Source organism: Microcoleus sp. BR0-C5, assembly GCF_036705045.1.
Classification (GTDB): domain Bacteria; phylum Cyanobacteriota; class Cyanobacteriia; order Cyanobacteriales; family Microcoleaceae; genus Microcoleus.
This window is the reverse complement of record NZ_JAUBTR010000177.1, coordinates 1-2246: the sequence shown is the minus strand read 5'-3', so window position 1 is coordinate 2246 and position 2246 is coordinate 1. Positions and strand designations below refer to the sequence as shown.

Annotated in this window: 1 pseudogene; it reads right to left on the bottom strand. The window is 39.5% G+C overall.

The features are described from left to right. Positions 1 to 470: 470 nt before the first annotated feature. Positions 471 to 1967, bottom strand: a pseudogene (locus QUB08_RS31680) (IS5 family transposase). Between the last annotated feature and the right edge of the window lie 279 nt (positions 1968 to 2246).

Sequence of the window (2246 nt, the reverse complement as noted above, 5' to 3'; positions counted from 1 at the left end):
GGTTTACGCTTCAACCTGATTGCAGGCATCTATAACTATGAACTTAACCTTTCAGAATGACTTTTGCAAGAGGTCTAACCTGTGGACTGTAAAACCCACATTCCGCAGTTCTGGCTTTGATGACTAAGGATTTTCATACATTCACTGTAGGAAAAATGTCTGTGCCTATCTTTTCTAATTTTAGTATCATTATTTCCCGATTTGGGCGAGATATAATAAATTTGAATTCCCCAATATTTTCTAATATATTCATTCGGCAATATCTGAACTAATTCTCCCTAAATTAGACATCAAAATTCCGGCAACATGATTGTTGTGTTGCCAATTATTTGAATTTATTCAACAATATTCTCTGGTTTGTTTTCCGAGTTACCCATCTTCAACTATTAAATAATATTGACCGCAAACCTTTCCTAAATAGGGCTTGCTGAATAAGTTAAGAAAAATCACGATAGCAATTGAGGAATGATTCAAGTTCGGCGACACATAATTTTTTGTTTTCTATAACTTATCCAGTTATAGTTTTTGATAATAACTGACCTGTAAATAGGTGTAATTTTCGGTTTGTGACATAAAAACACACAAAAAACCCGTCTTAACCAGGTAGAAAGGTTCATTACTAAAAAAGTAATAGCAATGGCTGTACCAGATGTATTATCAAGTTTTGCCATCACAAGGGTTCAGACCGAATCTTCGTTTTCCTTGCCCAAACTTGCCCTCAATGGCATTTCTAATTCTCTCATCTTCCAACGCTTGCCTCTTTTTTGATTTACTCACATTTGCTGGCGGTCTTCCTAATGGCGGCCCACTCAGCCTAATACCTTTTTCTTTACACCATGCTCGGTTTTCCCGATTTCGGTAAATGCGATCTGCATTCCCTTATTCTGGATAATACCCTGTGAATTTATGATATGCTTCTAAAGAGTGTTTTTAAGTCCCCTGATTCGTTAAAATTATCCCAGCTCATCCTGTCTAACAATATATATCCTTCAAAGCAACTGGCTGATAGTTTGGCTCCAAACTCTACGCTTTTTCCGGCTTTTCCTCTGACTATGGGACGGATATGGGGTTGGCTTAGACTTACTATTCTATCCTCAATGCTCTGTTTATTGTTATCAAATAACCATTGCTGTTGGCGATAGACCTCTGTGAGGACTAGCAAGGTTTTATATTGCTTTGCGCTCAGGCGTTCGAGAGTCGCACCTGACTCGATTAGCTGTTCAATATGAGCGAGGTTTCTTTTGATATATTGAAGTTGTTTTTTAATTGCCTGTCTTTTTTTGTGGCGGGATGGTCTTCTTTGTTTGGCTATTAATAAGTAATCTTTTCGGGCGAGATTACGGTAGGTTCTTGGTTTTTTCGGGATTTGACCTTTGATCTGTTTATACAGGATGTCTATAATTTTTTCGGTATGAACTCTGGCTTTGTTTAATAGTCCTAAGTCGGTCGGATAGGTAATGTCTGCTGGGGCACAGGTAGCATCTATGATTAATTTTCCGCGATTGGGTGACTCATTTTTGGCGTCCGAATCCTTTTTTTTTTCGGTTTTAACTGGGGTGATGGAGCGCATTTTTTCGACCATTCGTTCATTCACTTTATTAATTAAGTTCGGACTAATTCTTTGGCGAAAGTGAACCAATAGTGATGGGTCAAATGGCAGCTCGTTACTGTAGCTTGAGTGACCGATAAAGTATTGCAGGTAAGGGTTTTCACGGATTTGTTCTACTGTTTCCCGATCACTAATTCCTAATTTTTCCTTAATAATTAATGCCCCCAAGGCCATCCTCCATGATTTGGCTGGTGCACCCATTTCTGTGGGGAAGTTTTGAGCATATTCTGATTCAAATTCTGACCACGGTATTACTTGGGCCATCTTTACCCAACGGTTATAGGCGTGACAATTTAGAGCCGTTGGCTAGTTCAAAGTCCAAGGGTGGGATGGGAGCAAGCTCAACCTTTTTGTACATGGGCTCAGGTGGTGATGCACGGGTTTTGACCTATTTTACCTGTTTATCACGGCGACTTTATTCTCGATCGCGCGATCGAAACCCAGGCCACGCAATATGCACTCGATTATTCAGCAAGCCCTAAATAATTTAATATCTCCCGACGTTCCTTTGTTAAGTTGCTTATTTGTTCGGCTCCATTTAGGTTGACTAAATGTACGGATTGAAACATCTGAAATACCCACCGCATTGTCGGTTTATTTGTCAATTTCTTGACCTGGTTTCTGATGCTGGCATTGG